Annotated in this window: 11 protein-coding genes; 6 read left to right on the forward strand and 5 right to left on the reverse strand. The window is 61.5% G+C overall.

Annotated elements, in window-relative coordinates; all coding sequences use genetic code 11:
- On the forward strand, positions 1-439 hold a 439-nt coding region (locus ACILSR_RS30325; RefSeq protein WP_395753567.1), incomplete at its 5' end, for a hypothetical protein.
- A gap of 135 nt (positions 440-574) precedes the next feature.
- Here ACILSR_RS30325 and ACILSR_RS30330 read toward each other — a convergent pair.
- A complete protein-coding gene (locus tag ACILSR_RS30330; RefSeq protein ID WP_395753568.1) occupies positions 575-2,602 on the reverse strand; it encodes a DNA gyrase/topoisomerase IV subunit A in 2,028 nt (675 codons plus the stop codon).
- Between the two features lie 408 nt (positions 2,603-3,010).
- On the opposite strand from ACILSR_RS30330, the gene ACILSR_RS30335 reads away from it, so the two are divergent.
- Positions 3,011-12,832: an Ig-like domain-containing protein gene (locus ACILSR_RS30335; RefSeq protein WP_395753569.1), complete on the forward strand. Its 9,822-nt coding sequence runs from the start codon at positions 3,011-3,013 to the stop codon at positions 12,830-12,832.
- A gap of 122 nt (positions 12,833-12,954) precedes the next feature.
- On the opposite strand, the gene ACILSR_RS30340 is transcribed toward ACILSR_RS30335, so the two are convergent.
- Together ACILSR_RS30340 and ACILSR_RS30345 are read right to left on the reverse strand one after the other, a co-directional pair.
- Entirely contained in the window at positions 12,955-14,289 is a 1,335-nt protein-coding gene (locus tag ACILSR_RS30340) for a carbon-nitrogen hydrolase family protein (RefSeq protein WP_395753570.1), read from the reverse strand.
- Between the two features lie 123 nt (positions 14,290-14,412).
- The gene (locus ACILSR_RS30345) at positions 14,413-17,181 is read right to left on the reverse strand and encodes a zinc-dependent metalloprotease (RefSeq protein WP_395753571.1); all 2,769 of its coding nucleotides are present in this window, start codon (positions 17,179-17,181) and stop codon (positions 14,413-14,415) included.
- A gap of 200 nt (positions 17,182-17,381) precedes the next feature.
- Here ACILSR_RS30345 and ACILSR_RS30350 point away from each other — a divergent pair, with 200 nt between their 5' ends.
- Positions 17,382-19,547: a DUF1549 domain-containing protein gene (locus ACILSR_RS30350; protein ID WP_395753572.1), complete on the forward strand. Its 2,166-nt coding sequence runs from the start codon at positions 17,382-17,384 to the stop codon at positions 19,545-19,547.
- A gap of 19 nt (positions 19,548-19,566) precedes the next feature.
- Entirely contained in the window at positions 19,567-20,865 is a 1,299-nt protein-coding gene (locus ACILSR_RS30355) for a DUF1501 domain-containing protein (protein WP_395753573.1), read from the forward strand.
- A 33-nt stretch (positions 20,866-20,898) separates the two neighbouring features.
- Here ACILSR_RS30355 and ACILSR_RS30360 read toward each other — a convergent pair whose 3' ends face one another.
- Positions 20,899-21,333: a type II toxin-antitoxin system VapC family toxin gene (locus ACILSR_RS30360; RefSeq protein WP_395753574.1), complete on the reverse strand. Its 435-nt coding sequence runs from the start codon at positions 21,331-21,333 to the stop codon at positions 20,899-20,901.
- Positions 21,334-21,337: 4 nt separating this feature from the next.
- On the reverse strand, positions 21,338-21,574 hold the full coding sequence (locus ACILSR_RS30365) for a hypothetical protein (protein WP_395753575.1): 237 nt from the start codon (positions 21,572-21,574) through the stop codon (positions 21,338-21,340).
- Positions 21,575-21,696: 122 nt separating this feature from the next.
- Here ACILSR_RS30365 and ACILSR_RS30370 point away from each other — a divergent pair, with 122 nt between their 5' ends.
- The gene (locus ACILSR_RS30370) at positions 21,697-23,025 is read left to right on the forward strand and encodes a hypothetical protein (protein WP_395753576.1); all 1,329 of its coding nucleotides are present in this window, start codon (positions 21,697-21,699) and stop codon (positions 23,023-23,025) included.
- 66 nt (positions 23,026-23,091) lie between these two features.
- Positions 23,092-25,962 carry a hypothetical protein gene (locus ACILSR_RS30375; RefSeq protein ID WP_395753577.1) on the forward strand — a complete coding sequence of 957 codons (2,871 nt, stop codon included), beginning with the start codon at positions 23,092-23,094 and terminating at the stop codon, positions 25,960-25,962.
- The last annotated feature ends 9 nt before the right edge of the window (positions 25,963-25,971 follow it).

Consider the following 25,971-nt stretch of genomic DNA (forward strand, 5'->3'; position numbering starts at 1 on the left):
TCTTCGCCACATACTCTTTTCGACTCAATTGACTCATGTCCGGTGGGGGCTCCATCCGGTGTCATTCATTTTGAGGCAACGTTCCGCCAGGGCCTCACTCGTTCACGCTCCCCCGGTGTGTTTCTTTTTGAGGCAACTCGGTATCACTGTCAGCTCACGGTTCACCCTCGACAAGCCAATCGATCCTGGTGTTATTATCGTCATCATGCTCGCCACCTACTACCCGCCTTCGTTTGTGCTGTTCATGTGGGTTCTCGTGCTGTGGCCGATCTATCCTGGGCTTTTCGTATGCATGATCGCTTTCATCCAGATGCTTCGAGGGCGCAAAAGTGGTGGACGGCTGGCTCGTATCGGAGGCCTGCTGCTGCTTCTCGGGGCTGGTTTCGTTGCCTGGAATTGGGACAGCATCACCTCGGGCAATCCCTACCACATGTTCTGACTTGTGGTGTGGCGTCCTCAGGCTGTTTGAAAGGGGGGGCGGGCTTGTTTGAAAAGTAGTCAGGAGCTTTAGCTCGTTCTGGACAGCACGGAGCTTCCCAGAGCGAGCTAAAGCTCTAGACTACTTTGGCGCTCTCTACGCGCTCTCCCCCGCCTTCGGCTCACGCACCACGCGGTCCACCGAGTGCTTGGTGATGATGTTCCCCTGGGACTCGCGTCCTTTGATGGCGAGGGTTTTGAACTCGAACTTGATCGTGAGGTTGCGCAGGTACAGCGCGGGCTTCAGATGAACGATGACGTTCTGGGCGTCGCTGTCCTCCTGGGTTTCGTGGCGGATGAAGTACAGCACGTTGGAGCCGGGCGTGCCTTTGGTGAGCACGTATTCCTTGTCTCGGGTGATGCCGCCGATGCGGAAGCGCTTGGCCATGAGGCTGCCCTGGCGGCCGTCGCGGAAGATCATGGTGTAAACGGCCGTGTCGTCCTTTTTGAAGAGGTTCACATACAGCGGGTTCTTGCCCACAAAGAACTTCGGCGCGGCCTTGGTCACGGTCATGTTGCCCTCGCGGGTGAAGAAGAGCACGTCGTCCAGCGGCGAGCATTTGCAGATGGGTTCGCCTTCACGCTTGAGCCCGGTGCCGGCAAAGCCTTCCTTCGCATTGAGGTAGAGGGTTTCTCCCTGGATGATGACTTCGGCGGCGGCCACGCGGTCAAAGCTGCTGATCACCGTCCTGCGTTCGCGGCCGGGGCCGTAGGTCTTTTTGAGCTCTTCAAAGTGACGAATGGTGTACTTCGTCAGGCCCTTGAGGAACTTCTCCGCCTGGTCGATCTCCTCCTCCAGTTCGCGGATGTGCTCGTTGGCTTCGAAGGTGTTGAACTTCGAGATGCGCTTGATCTTGATCTCGGTCAGGCGCGCCACGTCGTCATTGGTCACTTCGCGCTTCAGCAGTCCGAGGTGCGGCTTGAGGCCTTTCCAGATGGCCTCCATCACGGCCTCCCAGGTTTCGGCTTCTTCAATGCGGCGGTAGATGCGGTTCTCGATGAAGATCTTTTCCAGCGAGCTGAAGTGCCACTTCTCATTGAGCTCGCCGAGGAGGATGCCCAGCTCCGCGCCGAGGATCTTCTTGGTGTTCTCCGCGCTGGCCTTCAGCAGGTCGTTCACGTTCATGAACTTCGGCTTGTCGTCCTGAATGACGACGGCGTTGGGCGAGAGGGAGACTTCGCAGTCGGTGAAGGCATACAGCGCCTGGATGGTCTGCTCCGCATCCGTGCCCGGAGGGAGCTGCACGACGATCTCCACCTTGTCCGAGGTGTTGTCATCCACGCGGGCGATCTTGATTTTGCCTTTGTCGTTGGCGGCCACGATGCTGTCGCGCACGCTGTCCGTGGTGGTGCCGTAGGGGATCTCGGTGATGACGAGCGTGTTTTTCTTGTCGCCTTCATCGATCTTCGCACGCACGCGGATGCGCCCGCCGCGCAGGCCGCCATTGTAGTCGCTGGCATCCATGGTGCCGCCGGTGGAAAAGTCGGGCTTCAGATCCACCTCCTCACCGCGCAGCGCGGCGATGCTGGCATCGCACAGCTCGATGAAATTGTGCGGCAGAATGCGGCAGGAAAGGCCCACGGCGATGCCTTCCACGCCCTGCGCGAGCAGCAGCGGGAACTTCACCGGCAGCGTCACCGGCTCCTTATTACGTCCGTCATAAGAGGCCACCCACTCGGTGACCTTTGGGCTGTAAACGACATCCAGCGCAAATTTGGAAAGGCGCGCTTCGATGTATCGTGGCGCGGCGGCGTTGTCGCCGGTGAGCGTGTTGCCCCAGTTCCCCTGGGTGTCGATGAGAAGGTCCTTCTGGCCGAGCTGCACCATGGCATCGCCGATGGAGGCGTCGCCATGCGGGTGGTATTTCATCGTGTTGCCGACGACGTTGGCCACCTTGTTGTACCGGCCGTCTTCCAGCTCGTCCATGCTGTGGAGGATGCGGCGATGCACCGGCTTCAGGCCGTCATTGATGTGCGGCACGGCGCGCTCCAGGATGACGTAGCTGGCGTAATCGAGGAACCAGTCGCCATAGAGCGTGTCCACCGGCTTGTGCTCCACCGGGGCGGCGGAGGGCAGGATGGGGGAGTAGTCGTCAGCGGATTTTTTGGAGGACTTTTTGGCCACGGCGGGAAGGGGCGGGGGGAGTGCAGATGAACAGGCAACGGAACGAACCGCTCTATTAGGAAATCATTCGGGTCTGCGCAAACCGAAAATTCACTCCCAGGGCGGAGATCAGCCGCCGTGTAGCGGGCGATCTCTGCGGAAACGGGGAGCAAAAGGGGGGGCTGGAGCAGGGGCCACGACCTGTTTCTAAACCCGGCCAGGCGGCTGCGTGGCGGGCGTTCTCCCTCACAGATGGCGCAGGCCCACCTCCAACGCTCGCCCTGATGTCAGCCGGGCGCTGAACGCTACCGGGCGGGGAGATTGTCAGGCCTTGCCAAAGGTTCAGGGCACGAAAGCTCATTTACAATCTACTGAATTGTCCCGCAGGAAGGATGGTCACTTCTTCCAGCTTTGAAAATTCGTGCAATTATGAATCGCAATTTCGAAGTTTTTCGACGGGCCAGGCAGTGCTCGGGTGCCGGACTATGGGCTGTGCTTGCGCTGCTGTCCTTCGTGACGCCGCTGCAGCTGCGGGCGGACGGGGGCGGTCATGCCGAGGCGGACGCCCTGCTGGCGGAGGCCGCGCGCCTCGCTCCCATGGCGGAGGCGGTGGTCTTGAATGTGGGAATTGTATCTCCCACGGAGTATGTGACCAAAGGAAACTGGGGCGGCGTCATCCCCTGGACGCCGCACATTCCCACCTCCGCGGCCCTGCTGCCGGACGGCAGGCTGCTCACCTTTGCCTCGAATCAGCGCACGACCTTTCCTGACGGCCCGCAGTTCACTTACGCGGCGGTGTGGGACCCCGCGACGGGCATCTTCACCGAGATCAACAACGGGCGGCATGACATGTTCTGCGGCGGTCTCTCGCTGCTGCAGGACGGGCGCCTGCTGGTAAACGGCGGGAATGGCATCAATGGGACAACGGCCCTCGCGAGCCTGTTTGACTGGCGCACGAATGAATGGGTGCCGGCGCAGACCATGGCGGACGGCCGCTGGTACAATACCAGCATCGCCCTGCCGAACGGCGAAGTGCTCACCGCCGGCGGCAATGCGGGCGCGAATGGCAATGGCACCATCGAGCAGTGGAACGCCAGCTCCGGCTGGCGGCGCATGAGCGGCATCAACTGGGCTGCCGTGGCCAATCCGCCCATCGCCAACGCCATTGAAACGAACTGGCATCCCTTCTTCCTCGTGGCTCCGGACGGGCGTGTGGCTCACTTCGGTCCGCATCAGGTGCTGGATTGGATCACCGCAACGGGCACGGGCTCCATGACCGCAGCGGGAGCCAGCATTCCCGGCACGCATTACCCGAAGCAGGGCGCCTGGGCCATGTATGCTCCCGGCAAGGTGGTGGTGGCAGGTGGACTGACGGCGATCGATGACGGCACGGTGGTGAAAAATGCCTTCACGGTGGATCTCAATGGTGCCACGCCTGTGACCGCGCCCACCGCGCCGATGGCCAATGCGCGCTCGTTTTCAAACTCCGTCATCCTGCCGAACGGCGAGGTGATGGTGGTGGGTGGCAACAGCACCGGCGAGTTCTTCAGCGATGTGGGCGCCATCATGACCCCGGAAATCTGGAACCCCACCACCGGCCAGTGGCGCGCCGTGGCGGACATGTCTGTGCCGCGGAACTACCACTCCCTGGCGATGCTGCTGCCCGATGGCCGCGTGTGGTCTGGCGGTGGCGGCCTCTCTGGCGATGCGCTCACGGACCATCAGGACGCGCAGGTCTTCACCCCGCCGCAGCTTTTCAATGCGGATGGCAGCGCCGCCGTGCGACCGGTGATCACCGCTGCGCCGGACCGCATTGGTCCTGCGAGCGTGTTCACAGTCAATGCCAGCGCGGGCGTGCAGTATTTCAGCGCCATCAGCATGTCCGCGCTCACGCATTCCGTCAGCACCGGCCTGCGGCATGTGCGCTTCACGCATACCAATCCCTCTGCAGGCGTGTATGCGGTGACCGCACCTTCGAGCATCAATGTGCTCACACCGGGCTACTGGATGATGTTTGCGGTGGATGCGAACGGCGTGTGGTCCGTCTCGCGCATCATTCAGGTGACGAATGCCACGCTCCCCGTGGTGACGAATCCGGGCACGCAGACCGTGAATCAAAACAGCGTGGTGTCCCTGCCCATCAATGCCAGCGCCAGCGGCGGCACGCTCAGCTATACCGTCAGCGGACTGCCCACAGGTCTTGGCATCGATGCAGGCACTGGTTTGATTTCTGGCACCGTCACCGCCGCGCCGGGAACCTATCGCAGCACTATCTTGGTGACGGCGGCAGGGCAGGTGACCTCGGTCTCGTTCAACTGGATCGTGCTGCTGCCCAATCTCGGCACCGGCCAGATCATGCGCGAGTACTGGACCAGCATCAATGGCATCACCGTCGCGAGTCTGACGGGTAACACCGTGTTCCCGGCCAATCCGAACGGACGCGACATGCTCGGGGCCTTTGAAGCTCCGTCGAACTGGGATGATCAGACGGGGCAGCGCCTGCGCGGCTTCCTTTACGTGCCAGTGACGGGACAGTACCGCTTTTACATCGCCAGCGATGACCAGTCGAGCCTGAGGCTCAGCACGGATGCCAATCCGGCCAACGCCGTGGAGATCGCCAGCATGCCCGCGTGGTGTCCGCCGCAGACCTGGACGTGGTACGCACAGCAGGCCTCCGCACTGGTCACGCTGCAGGCTGGAAAGCGCTATTACATCGAGGCCCTGATGAAGGATGGCACGGGTGATGATCACCTCTCCGTCGGCTGGATGAAACCGGGAGACGCTGCGGTCTCGGTCATCGCGGGCACTTATCTTTCGCCTTATCTGCCGGTCGAGAATCCGATGATCACGTGGAATTTTGATGAAGCAGGCTGGAATGGCACGGCGGGAGAGGTGAAGTCCACCGCGACGAGTCTCTTCACCGTCAATGGCACCGCCAGCGGCGCGGTCACCACACCCAACAATCCCGCTCTCGGCGGCAATCCCGGCACCGGCGGCAGCGCGCTCTTCAACGGCACGACCCAGAGCGTCGTCATGCCATACAGCGCCGCGCTGAATCCGAATGACTTCACCATCGCCGCGTGGGTGCGGAACGATGCGGCGCTGGGCACGGCGCGCTGCATTCTCGCCTCGCGGGATGAGTCCACGGGCACCAAAAAGGGCTATGGCCTGTGGGTCACGGCGGATGGCTTCTGGCAGCTGCGCACGGGTGCGGACGCCTCGGGCCTGAAAGGCAGCGCCGTGACGGTGGGGCAGTGGACGCATGTGGCGGCCACCTTCCGCACCACGAGTGTCTCCGGCCAGACTTTGACCGGCGTGCGCAGGCTCTACATCAATGGGGTGCTCGTCAATGAAGACACCGGCACCTATGTGCCGAATGGTGCCAGACCGCTCGTCGTGGGTGCGGCGGACAGCCCCGGAACATCCTTCTTTGCAGGCGCGGTGGATGAGGTCACGCTGCATCAGTCGCCGCTTTCGCCGGCTGACATTTTGGCGCTGCGGGATCTGCGCCACGCCACGAGCATTGTGGTGGTGAATCAGTCGCCGCAGATCACCAATCCAGGCACGCAGACCTCTCTCCTCAATGCGGTCGTCTCACTGCCGGTGGTGGCGAACGATCCTGAGAATGATCCGATCTCTTTCAGCGCCACGGGTTTGCCCACGGGGCTGACCCTTTCTTCCTCCTCAGGCGTCATCTCCGGCTCTGTGACGGTGGCGGGCACCTACAGTGTCACCATTCGTGCCAGCGATGGCATTAGTGCCGCTGGCACCGCGAGCTTCACCTGGAACGTCTCCGCGGGTCTCACGCTGCAGCCGCTGGCGGCCGCACCGAAGGCCACGGGCAGCGTGCTGACCTTCACCGCGCAATCCACGAACGGCGTCAATCCGCGCTACAAGTGGAACTTTGGCGACGGCACCCCCGAGACCGCATGGCTCACCACCACCAGCATCACCCACACGTATGCCGGACCCGGCCGCTATCTGGTGACGCTCACCGCCACCGATGACACGGGCATCACCATCACCAGCACCTTCTACCAGGCCGTGTATGCGGCGCTGACCACGCTCAAGCCGGCGGCCTCCAGCAGCATCGTCTATGAACATCCTGCCACGGGAAATGACCGGGTGTGGTGTGTGAATCCGGACAACAACAGCGTCACCGCCTTTGATGTGGTTACCCGTGCGCGCTACGCAGAAATCACCGTGGGCACCGCACCGCGCAGCCTTGCCCTGGCTCCCGATGGCAGGTTGTGGGTCGCGAATTCGGAGGCAGCCACGCTCAGCATCATCAACACCAGCACGCGTGCCGTCGCGGCCACCGTCACACTCCCGCCCGGCACACGGCCCTTCGGCATTGTCTTTGATCCCGCAGGCACGGCGGCATGGCTTGCCTTGGAAGGAACAGGCCATGTGCTGAAGCTGAACCCAAGCACTGGAGCACAGCTCGCGGATGTGGATGCCGGCGGCCCGGTACGGCATCTGTCCATCTCCGCGGACAGCGCGCGCGTGTATGCTTCACGGTTCATCACTCCGCGAGTCTCTGGAGAAAGCACCGCCACACCGCTGCTCACGGGCGCGGGCGGTCAGGTGGTCGTCATTGGCACGGCGGCTCTGGCGGTAGAGCGCACCATCTTGCTCAATCCAAGCACGGCGGCGGACACCTCCACCTCCGCGCGTGGTCTGCCAAACTACCTCGGGGCCGCGGTCATCTCGCCAGACGGCCTCTCCGCATGGGTGCCGTCCAAGCAGGACAACATCCAGCGCGGTGTCTTCCGCGACGGCCTGCCTTTGAACCATGAAAACAGCGTGCGCGCCATCGTCTCCCGCATTGATCTCACGGCGCAGGTGGAAAACCTCGCATCGAGGGTGGACATCGACAACGCGGGCATGCCGAGCGCGGCGGCCTACGATCCCTTTGGCATCTATCTTTTCACTGCGCTGGAAGCCAGCCGCGAAGTCGCCATCATCGATGCCTGGTCGCATCAGGAAATCACCCGCGTGCCGGCTGGTCGCGCGCCGCAGGGCGTCGTGGTCTCGCCAGATGGCAACACGCTTTACGTGCAGAATTTCATGGACCGCTCCATCACGGTGCATGACGTGCATGGCATCACGCAGGGCGGCAATGCGGCCCCGGTGACGGCGGCCACGCTCAGTGCGGTGACCACCGAGAAGCTCACCGCGCAGGTGCTGCGGGGGAAGCAGCTCTTCTATGATGCGCAGGATCCGCGCCTGGCCCTGCAGCAGTACATCAGCTGCGCCGTCTGCCACAATGACGGCGGGCATGACGGCCGCGTGTGGGATCTCACCGGCTTCGGCGAAGGTCTGCGCAACACCATCACGCTGAAAGGCCACGCCAATCACGGCATGCTGCACTGGACCGGAAACTTTGATGAGGTGCAGGACTTCGAAGGGCAGATTCGCAGTCTGGCAGGGGGCACCGGCCTGATGACGGACACGCAGTTCAACACCGGCACGCGCAACCAGCCGTTGGGAGATCCCAAGGCAGGCGTGAGCACGGATCTCGATGCTCTGGCTGCGTACGTAAAATCTCTCACCACCAACGGCAGCAGCCCGAATCGAACTTCGGCAGGTGCGCTGAGCGTGGCGGCTACGGCGGGCCAGCAGGTCTTCCGCGCGCAAAACTGTGCGTCCTGCCACAGCGGCGCAAACTTCACCAACAGCGCCCTGAATGTTTTTGCCAGCATTGGCACCCTCAAACCTTCCAGCGGCAAGCGTCTCGGCGCGGCGCTCACCGGCCTCGATGTGCCGACTCTGCGCGGCACCTGGGCCACGGGACCGTATTTGCATGATGGCTCCGCTGCCACCATCTCCGACGCCATCACCGCGCACAATGGTGTGACACTGAGTGCGACGGATCTTGCCAATCTGTCTGCGTTCGTGGCCAGCATCGATGATGCGCCCACCACTGCGCCGCTGCCTTTCACCGTCGCTCTCAGCACCAGCGCCACGACCGTGACAGGCGCTTTCAATGTGTCGGTGGCCTTCAATGCCTCGGCATCCGGTTTCACGCTCAGCGATGTCGTGGTCACCAATGGCGCCGCCTCCACTTTCAGCGGCAGCGGGGCCGCCTACACCTTCAAAGTCACGCCGAACAACCCGGGTGCAGTCACCATCAGCATCCCGGCCGCTTCGGCCACGGACAGCACGAGCCTGGGCAACTCCGTCTCCAATCTGCTCACTGTCACTTACGCTCCCACGGACTCCACGCCTCCCACGGTGGTACTGGCCACGCCCGCCAGCAGCGTGTCCGCGCCCTTTGTCGTCACGGCCACTTTCAGCGAAACCGTCACAGGATTGCTCGCTTCCGAGTTTGTCGTCACCAATGGCAGCGTGAGTTCCCTGACCTCCTCGGGCCTGGTGTGGTCCGCCACCATCATTCCTGCGGCGGCGGGGACCGTGAGCGTGTCTCTGCCTGCGGGAGTCGCGCAGGATACGTCGGGAAATCTGAGCACCGCCTCGAGCGTGCTGCCCGTCACCTACGCGCCGTTGGTCACAGGGCAGCCGCTGCGGATCCAGGCGGAGGATTTTGATGAAGGCGGAGAAGGCGTGGCCTACCACGATGCGGAGGAAATCAACCTCGGCGAATTCGTCAGCGGTCTGCACTACCGCACGACGGGAGTGGATATTGAGCCTTCGCAGGACACAGACGGCACGCCCTCCGTCGGCTGGATCACATCGGGGGAATGGCTGCGCTACACCACCGTGCTTTCCGCCGGAACCTACAACTTCAATTTCCGCGCGGGCACTCCCTTCAGCGGGGTGCCGGTCCGTGTTTTGATCAACGGCACGCTCATCACGACGCTCAATCTCACCGGAAACGGCAGCTACTATGGCTGGAAAACGTACTCCGTCACCGGCTTGAACGTGCCCACCTCAGGCACCGCCGTCGTGCGCATCGAGTTTCCCAGTGGCAATCTGAACTTCAACTGGATGGAGTTCATCAGCACGAGCACCACTCCGGACACCACGCCGCCATCGGTGACGCTCGCCACCGCATCGTCTAATGTCTCCGCGCCGTTCACGGTGAACGCCACCTTCAGCGAAGCGGTCACGGGAGTTGCTCTGGGAGATTTCACCGTCACCAATGGCGTGGCCTCCGCGCTCAGCGGCAGCGGTGCCTCCTACAGCGTCACCATCACGCCCATGGTCAATGGTGCCGTCACCGTGGCCATGCCCGCGGCTGCGGCGGCGGACGCGGCCACGAATCCGAGCCTCGCCTCAAACACCCTGAACGTCACCTACACGACGCCGCTGCCTGCGCCTTCCGTGGCTCTCAGCACCGCGGCCTCCACGGTCCCGGGCAGTTTCACAGTGAACGCTGCTTTCAGCCTGCCCGTCACGGGCGTGGCGCTGACTGATTTCACCGTCACCAATGGCGTGGCCTCCAATCTCAGCGGCAGCTCGGCAAACTACAGCATCCTTGTGACGCCGACGGCAGCAGGTGCTGTCACCATCAGTGTTCCTGCCAATGCCGCCATCAATGCGACTGGAGCGGGGAACACGGCTTCGAATCTTCTCTCGGTCACCTACCAGCCGCCTGACACCATTCCTCCCACGGTGGCGCTCACCACGCCGTCCAGCAGCGTCACCGCGCCCTTTGTGGTCACCGCCACCTTCAGCGAGACCGTCACCGGTGTGGCTTTGGGCAGCTTCAATGTCACCAATGGAGCGGCCTCAAATCTCAGCGGCAGCGGAAAAATTTACACCATCACCATCACTCCCGCGGCGAACGGAGCCGTGGCTGTAACGATGCCCGCGGGCGCTGCGTTGGATCTTGCCAGCAATTCAAGCCTGGCCTCCAGCACCCTGAGCGTCAGCTACACTGCCCCTCTTCCCGTACCCACGGTCGCACTCAGCGCGGCGGCATCCACGGTCACCGGCAGTTTCACGGTGAACGCTGCTTTCAGCCTGCCCGTCACGGGTGTGGCGCTGAATGATTTCACCGTCACCAACGGCGTGGCTTCGAATCTCAGCGGCAGCTCGGCAAACTACAGCATTCTTGTGACACCCACCGCCGCGGGCTCGGTGACCATCCGCGTGCCGGCTGGCGCGGCCATCAATGCCACCGGCGCGGGCAACACCGTGTCGAACCTTCTCTCGGTCACCTATCAGCCGCTCGACAGCACGCCGCCGTCGGTCGTGCTGACCACTGCGGCTTCGAGTGTCACCGGCCCCTTTGTAGTCACCTCCACCTTCAGCGAAAGCGTCAGCGGACTGCTTGCGTCAGAGTTCACCGTGACCAATGGCAGCGTCACCGCGCTGTCATCCACCGGAGTCATCTGGTCCGCCACCGTCACGCCTGCCGCCGCGGGAAATGTCACCGTGAGAATCCCCGCCGGAGTGGCGCAGGATGCGGCGGGAAATCCGAACACGGTTTCCAATCTGATCACCGTCAGCTACGCGCCTGTGGTCGCCACCAACGGCCTCACGGGTGATTATTACATCGGCAAAAACTTTGAGCAGTTCAGCTTCACCAAACTGGAGTCCACCATCAACAACACCTGGGGCACCGGAAGCCCGGATGCGCGTATTCCCAAGGACGGCTTCAGCGTGCGCTGGCATGGCTACATCACTCCGCGCTACACCCAGACCTACACCATCATCCCTGTGACCGACGACGGCGTTCGCCTCTGGGTGAATGGCAAGCTCGTCGTCAATGACTGGAACAATCATGGTGATACCTGGAACAACGGCGTGATCGCCCTGCAGGCGGGGGTGACCGTGCCCGTGGTCATGGAGTACTATGAAAATACCGGCGGAGCCACGGCGCGCCTCCTGTGGGAGTCTCCCAGCCAGGTGCGCGAAGTGATCCCGCAGAGCCAGTGGCTGGTCAATGCGCCGGCCACGAGCCAGGGTTCCGCGCCGAACAGCATCACACTCACCTCGGTCATTCCTGTGACGATCTCGCTGGGCTATAATCTGGCCAGGACCGACACCGATGGCGATGGTGCCTCCGATCTGCTCGAGACCACGCTGGGCACTTCGCTCACCAGCGGCATCACCCTGCCGGGCATGGGGCTGCAACTCGTGACTCGAAATGGCAGCAGCGTCGACGCCACGCTGCTGCATCCCTCCGGGCAGAGCCTCTTTGCGCTCTCGCTCGAAAGCAGCACAGACCTCGTCAACTGGACGCCGCTGAACCTCAACCCCACCGTGGTCACTCAAAGCACCGGCTGGGAGCGCGTCACGTGGTCGGATCTTCAGAATCTGCCGGGTCAGAGTCTTGCGCGAGGCATCGTGCGCCTGCGTGTGAATCAGACACTCGGCGGCAGCTCCACCAGTGCGCCGCTGGGCTGGCAGCAGGTGGGCCTCCACACTGGCACGCAAAGCCACGGCCACAATCTCTGCAACGATGTCCTCCTCGCTGGCACCATCACGACTGCCAGCGCCACCAGCATCACTCTCAGCGAGCAGGAGGCACTCGTCTCTGCCATGGACCCCGCGAAGCAATACTACCTCGAAATTCTCAGCGGACCGCAGGCCGGGCATCGTCTCGATATTCAAAGCATCGCCGGCGGGGAATGCTTCATCGCAGAGGATTCGCCAAACACCACGCTCGCAGGCTCCGCCATCGCAGGTTTGACCGGAGCGCGTGTCAGCCTGAGACCGCATCGCACGCTTGGCAGCGTGTTTGACCCGGCGCAGTTTCAGGGCTCCACCGAAGCCACCAGCGCAGATCAGGTCCTCTTCCACACACCCGCCGGCTACAATACCTGCTGGCTTTATGCCTCCGGCGGCCTGCGTTTCTGGGTGCAGAACGGTGCGCCGCTCGCCAGCGTGAATGACACGCCGATCCTCCCTGGCACTGGAGTCATGCTGCAAATCGCCAACGCATCCCCGGCTCCTATGCTCATCACCGGCAGTGTGCGCACCACCGCCTTTGCCCGACCATTGCAGGCAGGCTACAACCTGCTTGCGAATCCCTGGCCGCTCGACGTAGCGCCGTCTCAGGTTGGCATGACTTCCACGAGTACGTTCGTTGCCACCATGAGCGCTTCGAGCGCTGACCAGTTGCAGCTTTGGAAAGGCGACACCACCTCGGGTGCCAGCGGCTACGCCGGCTACTGGCTCCTCCAGAGGCCGGGCCAGATCGTTCCCATCTGGGTCTCCTCCGCCGATGCCACGTTGGTCTCGCAGAACAACGCCACGCTGCTCCGCGCCGGACGAGCCACCTTCATCAAAGCCCAGCCCAAGGCGAACCGGCCGGTGTGGATGATTCCAGCGCCGTAATCGCGGGCTGCCAGCAAGGGTGGCTACGAAGCGACACCCACGTCAGAGTCTAGCAAGCCGTATGCTCAAGTTCACAGCATCGCTAAGCGACGCCAGTTCTTGCGGTTTGTTTCACTTGGGCCTCACTCCTTCAGCGCCGGCGGCCTGTGGCTCGGGATCTGCGCTTTGAAATCTCCCAGGCTGTTCCAGTGCGTGGGCTCATTGAGGTCCACTTCCGCGATCGCCACGGTGCCAAACTCGGCGCCCTGCGCCAGCACATCGCCGTAGTGGTCAAAGATGCCGGAGATCATCCACTGGTTTTTGCGCGCGTCCGTGTAGGTGCTGCTGACGATGTACACGTGGTTCTCACAGGCCCGTGCTGCGGCGAGCATGGGATTGCAGCCCCACACCGGCCACGCGATGATCTCCGCGCCTTTGACTGTGAGCGCACGTGCCACTTCAGGGAAGAAACCGTCGTAGCAGACCATCATGCCCACCTTGCCAAAACGGGTGTCAAACACCGGGTAATCATGACCGGGAGTGATGCCCGCCTCGATCTCTCCACGTGGCAGCGTGACCTTGCGATACTTGCCCACCAGCGTGCCATCCGGGCCCAGCAGCGCGGCGGTGTTGTAGAGAGTCTTGCCTTCGCGTTCGACCAATCCGGCCACGATGTACAGACTGTGTTCCTTGGCCAGTTTGCCGAAATACTCGGTGCTCGGTCCCGGCACGGGTTCCGCGCATTCTTCCATCGTCTTGCCGGTGCCGTAGTAGGTCAGCGTTTCACCCAGCACCACGAGGTCCGCTTTCTGCTTCGCAGCCTCGGCGATCAGCGGTGCATACTGCGGTGGTTTGTCGGCGGGGTTCTTGCCTTCTTTTGGCAGCAGATGGACTGCCGCCAGGCGCACTTTGCGCGGGGCAGGGGCCTCCGTTTCGGTGAGAGAGACCCTCTTCCACTCCACAGTGGCGTTCGCCGCCCACTGGAGGTACAGCTCAATCTTCGCCTGACGGGCCTTCACGGGCGCACGCAGAACGCTGTCGCAAGTCGTCCACTGGTTGGGTTCGCCGAGCGGCATGTGCGGGTATTCTGGTTCGGCGCGCGGGATGGAGCCCTTGGCGTAGCCTTGTTTCGCCGGTTCTTCCCAGGTCACGGGCTTGCCTTTCTCGTCCTGCCAGAGGATGCGCGCATACACACTGCGGCGCGGCGTTTCGATCGGGCTGAACTTGCACAGGGCATAAAAGCGGTAGTGCTTGCCACCGTTGACGGGGACCGTCTTTGTCCAGGCACCGATCCAGTGCTCACCCGCGCCGGTCTTGAGGGTCAGGGTCTCCTCGGGGTGAGGGCCGTCGGACACGTTCATTTTGCCATCTGGCATGGCTTCAATGCGGGGGAACCAAAGATCCCATTCACCCTTGAGATCCGCGGCCAAAGACCATGAGGGGAGGGACAGGCAGAGAAGCGGCAGCAAGAGTTTCATAGCAGAGCAGATGAATACGGAACGGCGCAGCTGATTTAGCGATGATCAGCAAAACGTGGCAGGACGCGGAAAGCTCCAGGGGATTGGAGCTTTCCGATTCGAAAAGGGCATGTCCCTTGCCTGCTACTTCTCATCCAGGCCACGACGGATGCGATACTTGATCGCAAGCTGATGCGCGGGAGAGTTGGCGAAGTTCAGGCCTTTGATGCGCTCAAGCTGCAGCAGCGCGACGCTCTGCACGGCATGGTAGTAGCCGCCATTGTGAGCGACGTTCAGCAGGCGGTTGATGTAGTCCAGCTGCAGGTTCTGGCGCATGATGCTCACCGGTTTGGCTGGATCATCGCCGGTGCAGATGGCGGTGGTGAGGGTGTCCATCACTTCATCCAGCGGCACCTGGTTGCCATACAGGCTCGAGTCTTCGATGCGCTCCAGCGTGTGAGGATGCAGCAGCTGGTCCAGCAAGGCGCGCTGGATCTGGAACACGCGCTCATGCAGCTTCGGGTCCTCGCCTTCGTCATGATGGTCAAAGCCGCGGCGCTGCACCTGCAGGTGCGTGTAGAGTTCAGCCGGTGCGTTCAGCGCATCCGGGGCAAAGCCATACTTTGCCAGCACGGAGAGCGCCTGGCGTTGCTTGGCGGCTTCGACGGGCTTGAACGGCGCGACGTTCGGGGCCTGGCCCTGCACGGGGCGCTCCACATACACGCCGCCCACATAGCGGGAGACGGCATTGAGCGAGCTGCTGGCCTCCTTGGTCAGCGAGGCAAAGGCCTGCGCCACTTCCTGCCAGCTCTTGCCGGGGTCTGACACATCCTTCATGATGTTGGCCAGCTCCACGCGGACGGTCTCGCAGCGCTGCTCGGCGTAGCTGATGGCATCGCTGCTCATGTCATAGAGCATGGCGCGCGGGTCGATGGCCTTGCCGGGCGCACGCATGTCGTCGGCGTCATTGGCAAAGGCCAGCTCGGGCTTGTGCGAGAGCGCGGCGATGGCCTCGAGGCGCTTCGCTTCCTCGACGGGATCTTCCAGGGATTCGCTGTAGCCGTAATTGATCACCCAGTGGTCATACGGTCCCGGTTTGGTGGTGAAATACTGGCCCTGCTTCACCCCTTTCGGCGCGATGTTCACCGGCGGATAGTCCATGACGGAGCCCGTGAGGCCGTTCTTCTCCGTGACCTCGGCATTGTGGATGTCCTTCAGGCTGTGGAGCGTGCTGCCGCGGAAGTTGTGGTTCAGGCCGAGCGTGTGGCCCACCTCGTGCAGGCAGAGGTAGTAGAGAGATTCTTTGATCATGCGGTCCACCTCCACGCGGTCGCTCTTTTGCAGGCGCAGCATGGTCTGGCCAAACATGAGGCTGTTGCGCGCATTGTTGCAGGCATCGCAGCAGTTGGGATCAAAGGCCTTGGTCTGGCCTGGCGCAGGCTCCGCAGCTGCGCCGAGGTCGGCGAAGAGCTTCTTGGTCAGCAGGCGCTTGGTGATGAAGCTGTACTCCAGCATGATGTCCGCGCCGAGGATCTCTCCGGTGCGCGGATTGGCAAAGCTGGGGCCATAGCCGCCGAAGGGCGGAGCCACGCTGCTGGTCCAGCGCAGCACATTGTGCTCGATGTCTCCCGCGTCCCATTTTGCGTCATCGGGCTGCTGCTTGACGACGACGGCGTCTTTGAATCCGGCGGTTTCGAAAGCCTCGTTCCACTTCAGCACCGCGGCGCGGATGGTGTCCCGGAACTCCACCGGGGTGGTGTTTTCGATCCAGAAGACGATGGGCTCCACGGGCTCGCTCAGCGCGGTGCCGGGTTTCTGTTTCACCAGGCGCCAGCGGTGGATGACGTCGCGGTAGGGCGCCGGGTCCGTGCTGGTCATGTCAGTCACCTGGTGGGTGAAGTAGCCCAGGCGCGGGTCGTCCATGCGCGGCTTGTAGTCGCTCTCCGGCATGGCGATCAGGGTGTGCTGCACCTGCACGGTGATGTAGCGCGGGTTGGCCACATCCGCCTGGGTTTCCCAGCTGGGTGTGGGGTTCTCAAACACATATTCCGTGATGATGGCGGTGTTCTTCGGATAGCCGTTGATGCGGAGCACCTTGGTCTTGGCTTCGGAGAGCTTGCCGAGCACGGCACGGTCTCCACCCATGTTGCTAAACTTCACCTGCGTGAGGTTTTCGCGCAGGAAGAGATTGGTGCACGGAATGAGGTAGCCTTCCTCGTCTTCGGCGATGATGGCTTCGCTGGTGAGGATGGCGTTGCTGGTGTTCGCCCGGTTGGCTTTGTTCAGGGCGCTCTGCGGGTCGAAGTAGAGCTTGGTGTTTTGCTCGATGAGCTCGATGCGGTCAAAAATCCGGCGGATGCTGAAGACCAGCGAGTCGCCGTAGCGTCCACGGTTGTGACCGGATGCCACGGGGCCGTCCACGCTGTGATTGAAATAGATGAACTCGGGGCCGAGCTGCGATTTGGAGACAAACAGCCAGGGATTGCCATGCTCAAAATCCAGGTAGGTGCGGAACAGGCCGTCGATGCGCTTGAAGCCCTTCGTGAACTCGGCCACGGATTTGCGCTTTGGCTTGTTGTCATCGCTGCGGGTCAGCGTGGTGGTTTGCGGCGGTGTGTGCGTGGGGCCCTGGACAGGAGCCGCCGGCGCGGCAGGAGGATTGGAGGGCGCAGGGGGAGGCGTCGGCGCGGGCACTGGTTTGGCCGGTTCGGGCTTTGCAGGTTCTGGCTTCGGCTCGGGTTTCGCCGGATCAGGCTTGGCCGGCTCGGGTTTGGGTTCTGGCTTTGGGTCCGGTTTCGCGGGCTCCGGCTTTGCTGGGGCGGGCTTCGGTTCCGGTTTGCGTTCGGGGGCTGCGGGCAGGCTGGAAAGCGTCAGGATCAAGGCTGAGCAGGTGATCAGGAGGCGGCGAGGCATGGTGGTAGGCAGGTGCGGCTGGGATTTAAAGCGAGGTAAAGATATTACCGAACACAACGGCTCAGTGGCGAGATCATTGTATAAATTTGTGGAGCGCTCCGCCGAAGGGCCGAAAACGCAAATAATCAATTTTGCGTTAAGATAGGCTTAAAGCCTGCGTTTTCGCGGCTGGAAGCCCTTTCCGCCCCTCCCCCCCCACTATGAACGCCCCCCGCCTTCTCATCGCGAGCTTACTATCAGCAGCTGCGCTCCAAGCGGCGTCCCTGCCAGAAAGCCAGAAAATCGACCAGCTGCTCAGTCAGGACTGGCAGAAAGCCGGCCTCAAGGCAAACCCGCCCGCCAGCGATGAAGTGCTGGTGCGCCGCCTGTATCTCGACATCGCAGGCCGCATCCCCACTCTCGACGAAGCGCAGGCTTACATGAAGTCCCAGGACCCCGAGAAGCGTCTGAAGCTCATCGACATGCTGCTGGCCTCAGACGGCTACACCAGCCACATGTTCAACTACTGGGCCGATGTGCTCCGCCTGACGGACAATGTCAAAGGACGCATCACCGCAGAGGCCTATGAGGAATGGCTCAAGAAGCAGGTCAAAGACAACGTGCCCTATGACAAGTTCGTGAAGAACCTCCTCACCACCGATGGCGGCGTGTGGGACAGCGGCAGCATCGGCTTCTGGCAGCGGGATGAGAACAAGCTCGACCACCTCGCCTACACCGTGCAGGTCTTTCTGGGCACCAGCATCGTCTGCGCCCAGTGCCACAACCACCCCTTCGACAAGTGGTCCCAGATGGACTACTACCACATGGCCGCCTTCACCTACGGCATGGACACCAAGAGCCGGGGGCTCGACTTTAAAAGCGACTCCATGAAAAGCGTGGAGCTCGACAAAAAGGCCATCCAGGCCATGAGCAACGAGGAAAAGAAAGCCTACCGCGCCAAGTATGCGGCAATGCGCAAGGCGGACGATGCCCGTGTCAGCCGCGAAGATCTGGCTCAGGTGAAGCGCGCCATGCAGGACGTCATGAAGCCCCTGCGCTACACCAGCGCCGAGTGGCAGGACGGCAGGCTGCCCAGCCTTCCCTCCGATTATAAGTATCCCGACGCCAAGCCCGGCCAAAAGGTGGAGGCCAAGACCATGTTTGGCAAAGACGCCGAAGTGAAGCCCGGCCAGACCCAGCTCCAGGCTTTTGCTGACTGGATGGCCAGCCCCGAAAACCCGCGCTTCACCACGGTCATTGCCAATCGCATGTGGAAGAAAGCCTTTGGCATCGGCCTGATTGAGCCGGTGGATGAAATCACTGACAGCACCGTCGCCAGCAATCCGGCGCTGATGGACTACCTCAGCCAGCTGATGGTCGAGCAAAAGTATTCGCTCAAATCCTTTCTGCGGGTGCTCTACAACACAGACACCTACCAGCGCGCCGCCACCACACAGGAGGTGCCCGCCGGGGAGACCTACCACTTCACCGGTCCGGTCCTCCGCCGCATGAGCGCCGAGCAGATCTGGGATTCCTTTGTCACTCTCTCCAAAGGCAACGTCGATGACACCGTCGATGAGGAAAACGCCCGCCTGCATCAATACCTCGACGATCTCTCCTCCTTCCTCGGCACGGTGAAATCCAAAGGCGCTGAAGGACTGGTGCAGGTGGCCAAGGATGGACGCGCCAAGCTGGACGCCAACCAGAAAAGGATCGACGAGATGAAGGCCAAGCTCGCCGCTGACAAGGAAAAGGGCGTGGACACCACCGCCGCCTCCAAGCAGCTCGCCAAAGAAGCCACCGCCCTTCGCAAAGCCTCTGAAAAGGACATTCTCGTCGCTTTGCTTGGCAAGGAGCGCGCGGATGACCTTCGCAAAGGCTACCAGCCCAGCAACAAAGCCAAGGACCAGCGCCCTGAGATCGACCGCAAGACGCTTGAGTCCATGACCAAGGAGCAGCGCAAGGAATTCCTGCAGGCCTATCAGCGCAGCACCAGCCGCAAGGATGGCATGGGCCTGACATCCCGTGCCTCGGAGCAGCCCAGCCCTGCGCGCCCCGGCACCTTCCTGCGCACCTTCGGCCAGAGCGATCGTGAGCTTATTCAGAACGCGAGCGACGACGCTTCCGTGCCGCAGGCCCTCACCCTGCTCAACGGCCCCGCCGCAGATGTGATCAACAATCCGGCCTCCAAGTTGAACCAGGCCATCGCGAAGGCCGATTCACCAGCCCAAAAGATCAACACCCTGTATCAAGCCCTGCTGAGCCGCGCCCCGACCGCCAGCGAGCAGGTCGTGCTCGACGGCGTCATCAAGGAGCGTGGCGACAAGGCTGTGGCCGACGTCACCCACGCGCTGCTCACCGGTTCCCAGTTCCTCTTTGTCCAATAATCCCTCACGCCCCATCCTCATGAAAACTCTCCTCAATTCCTGTGACGATGTGACCCGTCGTGACTTTGCCAAAAACATCGCCAAGACCTGTCTCGGCGTCTCGGTGATGAGCGCTCTCGCGCCGCGCGGATTTGCCGCGCCGTTTGAAGGTTCCAGCAAAGCCAAGCAGGCCGCCACGGCCAAGCGCGTGATCTATTTGTACATGTCCGGCGGCATGACGCACCTGGACACCTTTGGCTGCGTGCCCGGTGCTGATACCATGGGTGGCACCAAGACCATCCCCACCAGCGCGGACGGCGTGCAGATTGGCGAACTCCTGCCGCACACCGCGAAGATGATGCACCGTGGTGCCATCATCAATTCCCTCTCCTCCACCCAGGGTGCGCATGCGCAGGGGAACTATTTCCAGCACACCAGCTACACCATGCGTGGCGCCACACGGCACCCCACGCTCGGCGCCTGGATGCAGAAGTTCCAGGGCAAGGGCAACGTGGACCTGCCCGGCTCCGTCATCATCACCAGCGACAGCAAGCACCCCGGCGGCGGTTTCTTCGAGGCCGCCTGCCAGCCCCTCGTGCTGAACGATCCCGCCCGCGGCCTGCAAAACAGCCACCGTCCCGCCGCCCTCAGCGAGAGCGACTTCGACTACCGCCTCGGTCTCTCCGCCCGTCTCGATCAGGGCTTCCAGCAGGCCTACAACTACAAAAACGTCAAAGCCTACGCCGAAGTGTACAAGGACGCCATCAAGGTCATGAAGAGTGAAGACCTCGATGCCTTCGACCTCAGCAAGGAATCGCAGGAAACGCATGCCGAATACGGCAGCGGAAACTTCGCGCAGGGCTGCCTCCTCGCCCGTCGTCTCGTCGAGCACGGCGTGCGCTTTGTGGAAGTGAACCTCGGCGGCTGGGACATGCATCAGGACATCGGTGCCCGTCTCCCCGAACGCTGCGGAGACTTGGACAAAGCCCTCGGCACGCTGCTCACCGACCTCGAACGCCGCGGCCTGCTGGATGACACCCTCGTCGTGCTCACCTCCGAATTCGGCCGCACGCCGAAGATCAATCAGAACGACGGTCGCGATCACTACCCGAAAGCCTTCAGCTCCGTCCTCTGGGGCGGCGGCATCGCCGGTGGTCAGGTCTATGGCAAAACGGACAAGGGCATCGAAGTGACCGAAAACAAAGTCGGCGTCCCCGACTTCAATGCCACCATCGCCTACGCCCTCGGCCTTCCGCTCGATCTCGTGCTCTACTCCGGCTCCAAGCGTCCGTTTACAGTGACAGACAAAGGCCAGCCGATCACGAGCCTGTTTGGCTAAAAAGTTGCCCAGTTGCGCCGCAACTGGGGTATTTCACGGCTGCAATGGATTAATCCATTGCAGGCCGGGAAATTTGGCAAAGTCAGTGTCGCATGAGGCAAGTTCGCAGCCGTGCTCGATGGCGAGGGCGGCAAGGTGGGCGTCAGTGATGAGGTTGCCCTTGGCGTTGGTTGCGCGGCAGGCTTTTTCAAAGTGATGTGAGTGTCGTGTGCCCGGCTCGATCAGTCTCACATCGGGCAGAGCGATCCATTGATTCACCTGCTGAAGGGCATCATCCAGCGATCGTGGCGAGGTGACGATTTTGGGATTCGTGATGATGCGAACAAAAGCAACGAGGGAAAACCAGCTCAGCGCAACGGATCCCCGCTGGCCATTGAGTGTTTCATGGACCCAGGTTCTCGCTTGGAGATGCAACGGAGCATCGGCATTGACGGCGTAAATGAGCAGATTGGCGTCCAGAAATATCATGAGATCATTCGCTCAAATCGTCTTCGTCCACATGCGCCAGTTTGGTGAGATCAAGTCCCGGACGCACCCCGAGGTTCCAGCTGGGCAGTGTGTAAGGCGCAGTTTTCCGAATGACCGGCGCGGCAGACTGCTTCCTCCGGGCCATTTTTAACATCTCCAACAGTGCACGCTGGATGCTCTGTGCATCCTCGGGTTCGAGTGCTTCAAACTCCTTTTCAAGATTGACACCAATGGCGCTCATGGTGGGATGATAACAGCTTCCTGCCCCATTGGCAATACGCGGCTGGCCACCCGTACTGGGCATTGCTCATAACTCTTGCCCACCCAGTGCAAAACAGTAGCCTCCACCCCATGCCGGACAGCATGAACCAGCGCTACCGCCTGACAGGGATGCCTCGCCGGGTCTTGATCCTTTTGCTGCTGCTCATCGTCGCGCCGCTTGGTTTGGGGGCTTATCTTTCGAGGCGAATCAGTCAGCTGGAGACAGCGGTGTGGGAACGCAGCGAGTTTGGCGAACTGGCAGGCAGCGAGAGCGTTTTGCAGGATGTCGTCACCAGCCAGATCATCCCGGGATTTTTGCGCAACAGAGCTTCCGGCTTGCTCGGCGATCTGTCGTATCATCGCAAAGACTTCAAAACGGCACTCGACTATTACGGCCTGTCGATGGGGAGACTCAAAGACGGCGGCTTCGCGAAGCTGCTGCATTCCATTCCCGCAGCCTGGCAAGGTCCGGGTGACTTTCACCGAGGATACCGTGACTACAACACCTCACCGCCACCTGCTCCCTCCCTAAACGACGCGGATCTCGAGCTCCCTCCTTCCACGAAATCACTGAACACCGAAGCCTGGCGCGATTTGACTGGGATCCCTCCGGTGGATGCTGCGGAAGCTCGGGAAATATGGGCATGGATCGGAAGCAGCAAGGAGGCGTTCCCTGATTATGATCGAGCGGAAGACTTGCTGGAGAAATATCACGGGCAAATTGTCGCGTTGCGCCGCTTCCACGAGCCGATGCCCCCTCCAGACCCGGACGATTTTTCCGACTTGGTGACTCTGAGAGGATTTGCCGGACTGATGATGCTCGATGCATTGCAGTGCGCTGAAAGCGGCAGCTTGGACCAGGCGGGCAGCTCCTTCGACACAGCCTATACTTTGATGGAATGCCCTGAGCAACATCCGCGCATGGTGACACTGTTCTCGTCTGTAAACATGCGTTCAAAGTTTGCAGATCTGCTCGAGTCTGAAACAGGGGGCAGTCTGCGGAGCTTCTTCCGGCAGAAGCACTGTCTGGAGGAAAAGATCTGGAAGCAGCTGCCTCTGGTGGAATATCAGGCCACGAAACGTCTGACAGCGGAGACCATGCCCGCATCAGACCCGACCGCAGTCAGACTCCGCGGACGAGTCCTGGCCAAACAGGCGGCTTTCTGGCGTGGCGTTCGCGAGCATGGAACGGGAAATTCGGTGGCCGATTTTTCCGAAGCCATGGCCGGATACGTTTTCAAGAACCGGCGCTTTTTTCAGCGGGCTGACACCGCCTCCTATGCAGATGGCCGGCGAGCGGCCGAAGAGTGTGAAGACTGCATGGCCGAGATTGTTCATCGGTTGGGCGTCCCAAGCATGGGAAGCATGGACCAGGACTTTGCCGCGTTGCACGCCCGGGAGGCGGCGCTCGCGCAACCACAGGCGAAATAGAAAAGCAGATTTCACAGAGCTTTTGATCGACAAAATTTTCTCTATTGCGCATGATGCCCGAAAATCATGCGAATCGGGAAAGTGCTGCTTCACCTTGAGATTCTTGCCTGTCTGGCGTTCGCCATGCCGACTATGGGCGGTGACCTCACGGACGTGCAGCTTCGCGATGGGCTGACGAAGCTCGAAGCGCTCCTGGGAAATGTGGTGCCGAAAAATGCACGCTGGGTGCAGGTGGAGAGCCAGGGGCAACGCTTCGGCATCTTCACCCGCGAGGAAGACGTCTTCCGCACCGAGGGGAACGCATTTCTCTTTGATGAAAAGCCGGGGGTGGAAGCACAGCTCGTCATCTTGCATTCGGGCACTCTTTTCACCGCCAAGGCTGAGACCAATGACAGACGGGCGGGAGTTCGCCGAGGCGAATATGCCGCCACTTGGAAGAATGCGGACATCTCCAAAGATGTGGCTGCGGCGATAGAGTGGTTGACCAAGGAGTCCAAAAAGCCCGGCATCAATCAGGCGGTGCCGCAGTCGGTTGATCCTTTCAGTCGCGGTGGGCGCATGAACGAGGAGGCCGCCCAGTTGGTGCAGCATCGGCAGACGGCGCTTTACTGGTCAGCGCTGCTGCTGCGCACCGGCCATGAGGCAGAGTCCATTGCTCTCGCTCGCGCGGCTTTCGGCAATGCCGAGGAAAAACTCCGCAAGCAATTGCTCGACGGGTTCTTTGATCGGCAGGCGCAGTCCGCCTATCAGGACGCGATGGGGGCTTTCGCCAAACATCATGATTGGGCAAAACTGAGTGCGGCGCTGACGGCGGTGGTGAATCAGTTTCCCCTCGGCTGGCAGCAGCGCGATGCGGCGCGTGTGTTCATTCACAAGGTGAACGAGCGCGCCAGGCTCCCTGCCATGCCGCCCATCAAAGCTTCGCGTCCGCTGTCGGAAAAGGAGCAAGCTGTGCTGACCGCATGGCTACAGGATCTCGACGCGGGAAAGAGCACGGACCATTCCCGCTGGACTCTGCCCCTGCCTTCGGGTGAAGCAGGCGCGGAGGATCAGGAGGACAAAGACAGCCGGGCCTCATTCCCACGCAACTACGGAATCGCCGCCGTACCATTGCTCGCGGCCATCCTGGGAGATGAAACTCTCACCCTCGCGGGGCTGAACGTGCGCCAGTCACAGTCATTCGGCCTCGGCGGCCACGTCAATTTTGGAGGCCATGCAGATGCCGCAGAGTTGCTCCGCTCAGCCTACGGCAGGCTGCAAACACCTTCGACGCGATCGCAGCTCGCCTGGAGTCTCCTGCAGCAGGTCCTGCCCCAGGACCTGCGGTCTGAAGGATCGCAAAACGTGGCGGAAGTAGCCCCGGATATTCTCGCATGGTATGCCAGTTTGAAGGATGCCACTCCGGGCGAGATTGCACTCGCCTACATCGAGGCGGGGGAGGAGGATGAGGAAATCCTCGCCCAGGCACTGACGGTGACCGATCCCAAAAAGCTCGCCCGGCTTGAAAACGGCATGCTCGAAAGCGCAAACGTCTATGACATGAGCAATCTGACGCCCTTCGTCCGCAAGCTCGGGCCGGAAAAAGCCCCGGCGTTCATCAAAAAGGTGCGGCTGAAGTTGGAAGCCGAAATCAATGGCTTCCGCTCCACCGATCAGGAAAAGCAGCGCAAGCAGATGGAGTCTGGATTGAAGCGGCTCGCAAAGGCGGCCCAGGGAGAGCAGAAAAAACCGGGACTCAAAGAGATGCTGGTGATGCTGGCCGCCTACGATATGAAGGCCGAGGACGAGGATCAGCAGGAAGCGCGGGAAACCTTTGGAAGCCTGCCCACGCTGCTGAACAAACTGTCTGTCACGGAACGCCTGGACATGCTGCTGCCCCTGCTGCCGGATTTCAAATCGCCACAGGTCGCCGAACACTTGCTAGGTCTGGCCCTCAATGGGGAAAACGGTGAGGGGGACAAGAATCTCAAGCCGCAGGAACGTCTGGCTCTGCTGGAGCGCACCCGCCCGCACTGGCAGAAACTTCTGAATTCAAAGGAGATCGAGGACGATTCGCTTCGCATGCTCGTCCAACTCGTGGCAAGCCTGGAGAAACTGGTGACTGGGGAGAATGTGTCTCCAGATTTGTACGAGTTTCCTTCCTTGGGAGACTACGGAGCCAGGCTTCTCAAGGAGCGTGCCAGCGCATTGCTCTCAGGCCAGAAAGTGGAGCCATTGCCGAGTGCTGCCGCCATCAGTTCGGACGAGCGCAAAAAGCTTCTCGAAGACCTGGGCAGGAAAACTGTGGCTGAGATTGGCAAGGAACTCGAAACGATCTCGGTGGACAAGCTGCTGGCGCTCAATCAGGCGTTGATGCGGGGCGCCGAAGTTTCTGAAAACCTCAAGACATACATCGCCACCATCAACGAGGTGAAGGTCAAGGACCTCGCAGATGCCACGCCCTGGCAGGCATTTCGTGGCAAAGGCTTTAGCAAGGATACGATGCTGGAGATGGCCAGACAAATTTCCGCCCAGACTGGCGGGCCTGTCACTGTGGAGTTGCGTCGCAACGTTCCGATCCTCGGTCTCAAACTGCAGGTCCGTGAATCCAAAAAGAGTGCAAAAAACTGGGAGCTGCAGAATTTGGAAGGCATCGCATCCGGCTTTGGTGATAAATTGCCGAAACTCGGCAAGCGGCTCTCCATGGCCTACTTTCAGCAGCAGCGGACGAATGCGCACTGGCACTGGCTGGACGCGCCCATGGCAGACCCCTCCAAGGAGACTCCCAAAGCAACCGGTGATGACGACGATGCCGCGGAAGAGATCCGTATGCTCCGCGGGACTGAAAAAGACGCCTGGGGAACTCTGGCCAACGCCGCTGCTGAGACCAGGGCTCTTCCACTCTCGCTTGTGATCATCAGCGCTGCCACCGCCGATCTCGTCAAAAAAGAAGACTAACCACCTCAT

Source organism: Prosthecobacter sp. (assembly GCF_044222565.1).
In the GTDB taxonomy this organism is placed as follows: domain Bacteria; phylum Verrucomicrobiota; class Verrucomicrobiia; order Verrucomicrobiales; family Verrucomicrobiaceae; genus Prosthecobacter.

Excerpts from the sequence above, each read along its gene's own strand:
- ACILSR_RS30370 (WP_395753576.1), top strand. The coding sequence starts at position 21,697 with ATGAACCAGCGCTACCGCCTGACAGGGATGCCTCGCCGGGTCTTGATC.
- ACILSR_RS30360 (WP_395753574.1), bottom strand. The coding sequence starts at position 21,333 with ATGATATTTCTGGACGCCAATCTGCTCATTTACGCCGTCAATGCCGAT.
- ACILSR_RS30375 (WP_395753577.1), top strand. The coding sequence starts at position 23,092 with ATGCGAATCGGGAAAGTGCTGCTTCACCTTGAGATTCTTGCCTGTCTG.
- ACILSR_RS30355 (WP_395753573.1), top strand. The coding sequence starts at position 19,567 with ATGAAAACTCTCCTCAATTCCTGTGACGATGTGACCCGTCGTGACTTT.
- ACILSR_RS30345 (WP_395753571.1), bottom strand. The coding sequence starts at position 17,181 with ATGCCTCGCCGCCTCCTGATCACCTGCTCAGCCTTGATCCTGACGCTT.
- ACILSR_RS30340 (WP_395753570.1), bottom strand. The coding sequence starts at position 14,289 with ATGAAACTCTTGCTGCCGCTTCTCTGCCTGTCCCTCCCCTCATGGTCT.
- ACILSR_RS30335 (WP_395753569.1), top strand. The coding sequence starts at position 3,011 with ATGAATCGCAATTTCGAAGTTTTTCGACGGGCCAGGCAGTGCTCGGGT.
- ACILSR_RS30350 (WP_395753572.1), top strand. The coding sequence starts at position 17,382 with ATGAACGCCCCCCGCCTTCTCATCGCGAGCTTACTATCAGCAGCTGCG.
- ACILSR_RS30365 (WP_395753575.1), bottom strand. The coding sequence starts at position 21,574 with ATGAGCGCCATTGGTGTCAATCTTGAAAAGGAGTTTGAAGCACTCGAA.